Below are 4,925 nucleotides of genomic sequence, written 5' to 3'. Positions count from 1 at the left end.
ACAAAAATCTTCTTTTTCTCATCATAATTTACCTAGACATTAACTTCCAAATATTCCGAATCATGAAACATTTTTATTTTTTACTTCTGCTGGAGATAACTGCTGGTTTTCCCACCAAAGCTATTGGATTTTTTTGTGTTTTTACTCAGAGGGAGTACACCAAAAATTTGACTGACAAAAATCTTCTTTGACTCAGAGAAATTTATCTTGACCTTAACTCTCGCAGATTCGGGAAAATCAAACATTTTTATTTTTTCCTTCTACCTGAGCTCAGGAATTTTTTTCCCACCGGAGCTGTGGAATTGTTTTCTATTTTTCCACACAAAGAGTAGACCATAGATTTGGCTAACAAAAATCTTCTTTGACTCAGAGAAATTCACCTTGATAACTGAAATGACCAGAACTCCCAAATCTTCGGAAAAATGAAATATTTTTACTGGTGAGTTGAGTAGAAATAAGGAGTGTTTTTCCCACCGGAGATGTGGAATTGTTTGATCTTTTTCCACACAAGGAGTACACCAGAGATTTGCCTGACAAAAATCTTCTTTGACTCAGATAAATTCACCTTGATAACTGAAATGACCTCAACTCCCAAATCTTCGGAAAAATGAAATATTTTTACTGGTGAGTTGAGTAGAAATAAGGAGTGTTTTTCCCACCGGAGCTGTGGAATTGTTTGATCTTTTTCCGCAGAAGGACTAGACTAGAGATTTGGCTGACAAAAATCTTCTTTGATTCAGAGAAATTCACCTTTATAACTGATAACTGATAACTGATAACTGATATGAATTATTCAAGAAGAGACTTCCATAAACTCACTATGCAATTTTCTTTAGGAATGGGAATTGCGCCAATATTGTCAAAATATCTGAATCTGAACTTATCAGAAAATTTACTAGAAAATAAAGTTAAAGAATTTTTTGCTTATCTCGACCCAGAAATTGATTTATTAATTCCGACATATTTGGGAAATGACCAAAGAAGATTTTATGGTCGTGGTACACCAGAAAATTTTCAAGTTATAGATAAATTTAAACTAGGAACAGGTGTAACTTATGTTGGTAAAACGAGAAAAGTATGGAGTGGAGCTGGATGGACAGGACAACCCACTATTACTAAAGATAGGGGAAAAACTTATTTAGTTATTGGCGGTTATGATTATCTTTTGCGCAAAATAGATGTCGCGAATAATCAGGAAGTTTGGCAATATAAATTTGATGATGTGATTAAAGGTTCGGGTACTATTTATATTGATGAAACTGCCAATGAAGAGAATCGCATCGTAATTTTACAAGGCAGCAGAACAGGTAGACCGAAAAAAGGAATTGCTCCTAGTTTTCGTGCTATTTCTTTTAGAACTGGCAAAGAAATTTGGCAACTTGATATTAGGAAAACCCGTAGTTATAGCCGAGATAATGATAGTTCTGCTTTGCTACTAGGAAACGGTTTAATTTTCAATGCCGGAGAAAATTCTATTGGTTATTTTCTTAATAGTTCTGCCAGTAAAGCTAAAATTAAATCTGGTCTTAAACAGCCAGAAATATTATCTGAACTGAAACTTTATCTAGATAGTGATGCGAGAAGACAAGGCGGAAATATTGTTTCTGAATCATCTCCTGCTAGACTTAATAATAAAATATTTTTAGCAGCAGGTTCCGGGCATATTTACGGTATTGATATTGAGAGTAAAAAGATAGTTTGGGATTTTTATACAGGTTCAGATTTAGATGGTACAGTCGCTATTTCTAAATCAGGTAAATTATTCTGTGCCATTGAGAAACAATTTATTCCGGGAAATGGTGGAGTGGTAAAATTAAATCCTAATAAAATACCCCAGGAAAGTGTCGAATGGTTCCTGCCTACAGGTAATATTAAATTTAATAGTTGGTTAGGAGGAATTATTGGGTCAGTAGCATTAAATGATGAATATAATAATTATGGAGAATTCCCGGCTTTATTTGCTACTAACGCTATTGATGGATATCTATATATTGGTTCCCAAGATTTAACCACAGGAAATAAAGTTAAAGGACCTTTGAAAAAATTTAATTATGATACTCCTGTAATTGTTTTTAAGCAGAAAATCGGACCTTCTATTTCAACACCAATTTTTACTGATGGAAATAAATTGGTAACTGCTGGATACAATGGGGTTTATATGTTTAATTTAAATTGGGAATCTGCTCAATCTAATGCTCAGAATGCTTTGCCTAATAACAAGGGAGAATTTTTCCGTTTAATAGTAGAAGAAGCTGGCAAATTTGCTGGTAAAGTTTCTTTTGAATCTACTCCTATTGTTTGGGATGGAATTGTCAGAATTTGTGGTCGAGATGGTTGGTTATATAGTTTTGGTTGAAGCAGTTTGCCAGACGGGGATTTTTGGCACAGAGCTACGGATGATTAAGTTGAAATTCATCTCGTTTTTTTAATTAAAATTATGACAAATTTATTCACCTAAAACCTAATATCTACTTTTCTCAGTATCCATGGTTTTGTTAATTTAATTAAAATAAATAATTGAAATAATTATTATAATTTTAAAACCTCAAAGAATAACCTCTATAAAATTAGGGGTTAACAAAAATAATTACCAGATTAATAATTACCAAATAATTAAGGTTTAAAGCCTCTTCTTGGCTTTGCCAGGGGCAGTCACCCTACAAAGAGAAAAAAATTATTTTTTAGTTAATCCTATTTTTTTAAGGAGAGGTAATAATTAATTATTATACCTCTCCGGAAATTAAGATTTAAGAACCTTTTTAGAGTGACTTCAGGTGAATTATCGGAAATATCTATTGAACAAATGTGTAATACCAAGCGTGAAAAAAGAATGTTACGAATAATAAGTGTGATTAAAAGACACGTGCAGGAGATGTCTCTTTGATAAAAAAGATAATTTCCGACCTAAAAAATGGTATTGAAGCCATTCATTCTGACTCGGTCCTCCTTTACGTCGCCAATCCGACAGATCCCCTACCTGACTCCTAATAAATAGCCTAGTCATTTGTAGCAAACATTTATTAAATTGGTATAAATTCTCTCAATTTTATGCCTATTCACTTATTTCAATTTTAACTACCCGTGACATTTTGGCGATCGCTATAATAGATTACTTATGCTCTGTGTAGCCCAAGTTTATGAAATTGGTATGAAAAATTCTTTCTGTAGAATTTGTCTGGTAGATGCCATCCGGTAAGCTGATAGCTGATAACTGATGTCTAAATCCTGACTCCTTATCTAGCACACCCTGGGCGATAGTAGCGACTATGATGCCAACTATATTTTTGATTGGTACTTTTTTGAGTTTCTGAAGTAGGTTTTGCTGTTGAGTCAGATACTTTTTTGATTTCCTCCTTAAATAGAGGAGTTGATTTTCTGAGAATATCTCTTTGTACGGCAGCAAAAGCATGATGTACTACCAAAGCAATCTTTTTTTCATAATCTTTTTGGGCTTTTTTTATTTGAAACTGCAAACCTTCCTTACTAGAAGCATATAATGGTGGGAGACGATTTAGTGCATAAGTTTCCACATCAGCTCGCTTAATATATTTTGCCAACTTTTCAGGCAACAACGTCATTTTCCGATTTACTTCCTCTGCAACCATCTCTTCCATGATATTTAGATATTTCTTTTTAGAATTAGTCTGAATCATTTTAGTTCTCCTGTTTATTTTCAAATACTGAATATTTTTTTTGTGTTCATTAATTCTATGTGTAATAATCTCAGCTTTTTCTGGTTGTGGCAGTGACCTCTGAGTAAAATTACGGTGATTTTTGGGAAGCCCTCGAGTGAGTCAAAAAGTATTGATGGAGTGAGTTATTCAACTACAACAAAGTGAAGCAAATTAATGATTTGGGGTGATGAGAATCACAATCTACAGATGCTCATACCGTTTCACGGAAGTTAGAAGTTAAAATTCACAAGTCAAAAGTCATATTTGAATGGCTTAAAAGTTAAATTATATAGTAGAGTTGTCGCTAAATAAATTAAGACACAGCAGTAATACCTGATGTTTTTATCCATAAATAGCTAAAATAATCACATGACAATAGTTTGCCAGTTTTTTTAGTTATAAAGCGACAAGTCTAGTAATTTCAGCTTATAGCAGTTTTCATGCTTGATAGACCACAGTCGATCTGCACCGGGGGACATGATGGAAGATTTGTGTTCAGTCGCAACTGGAGGATCGAGAACTTTGACTCCTGACTCCTGACTCCTGACTCCTACAGCAGTTTTATGGTTTACTCAACTGAAAAGCGCTGTATTATTTCACATCATCGGTTGCCAAGTATTTGTGACATTTTTAAAGTAAATTGGTATTAGAGAAACATTTTATAGGATTTGCCCTTAAAGTTAACATATTAACACTCAATAATATATGAATATTAAGTAAAGATTTCACCTGTTTTATGAAGAGTTGATAAAGATACTAAATTGGTTCTATAGAACTCATATTTGCCACCTGAAATGCTTCCAAACCTACCACCTAAAACCTCAAACCTACTACCTTCTTAAAAGAAAATTGTCAAATGTTTTTCGATCCGGCATCGCAGGTTGAGCGCCTGATTTCGTAGCACATAAAGCACCAGCAGCAGCACCCCATTTTATGGCATCTTTTAATGACAAACCTGTATCTAATGCTGCTGCTAAACCACCATTAAAAGCATCACCCGCAGCAACAGTATCGATCGCTTCTACTGCAAAAGCAGGTTGAAAAAATGTTTCTTCTTCACTTGCACAAACAACACCTTTAGCTCCTATTTTCACCACAGCATTTTTCACACCACGCTGACATAATTCAATAGCTGCCTGAGTAGCAGTTTCTTGATTATTTACTGCAAACCCAACCAGTTGACTTGCTTCAATTTCATTAGGAGTAATAATATCAATCAAACTATAAAAATCATTGGGAAAATTTCCTGGA

General features: G+C 33.9%; 3 protein-coding genes. 1 reads left to right on the top strand and 2 read right to left on the bottom strand.

Features of this window, described 5'->3' with window-relative positions:
• The first annotated feature begins 784 nt into the window (after positions 1-784).
• On the top strand, positions 785-2,356 hold the full coding sequence (locus F6K22_RS14615; RefSeq protein ID WP_293098872.1) for a PQQ-binding-like beta-propeller repeat protein: 1,572 nt from the start codon (positions 785-787) through the stop codon (positions 2,354-2,356).
• A gap of 877 nt (positions 2,357-3,233) precedes the next feature.
• Here F6K22_RS14615 and F6K22_RS14610 read toward each other — a convergent pair.
• Positions 3,234-3,653: a late competence development ComFB family protein gene (locus tag F6K22_RS14610; protein WP_293098869.1), complete on the bottom strand. Its 420-nt coding sequence runs from the start codon at positions 3,651-3,653 to the stop codon at positions 3,234-3,236.
• A gap of 851 nt (positions 3,654-4,504) precedes the next feature.
• A partial coding sequence (locus F6K22_RS14605; RefSeq protein ID WP_293098866.1) for a PfkB family carbohydrate kinase occupies positions 4,505-4,925 on the bottom strand: 421 nt, incomplete at its 5' end.

The sequence above is a fragment of the Okeania sp. SIO2F4 genome (assembly GCF_010672385.1).
GTDB lineage: Bacteria > Cyanobacteriota > Cyanobacteriia > Cyanobacteriales > Microcoleaceae > Trichodesmium.
The sequence above is the reverse complement of the archived record's forward strand: the minus strand, read 5'-3'. Positions and strand labels throughout refer to the sequence as shown.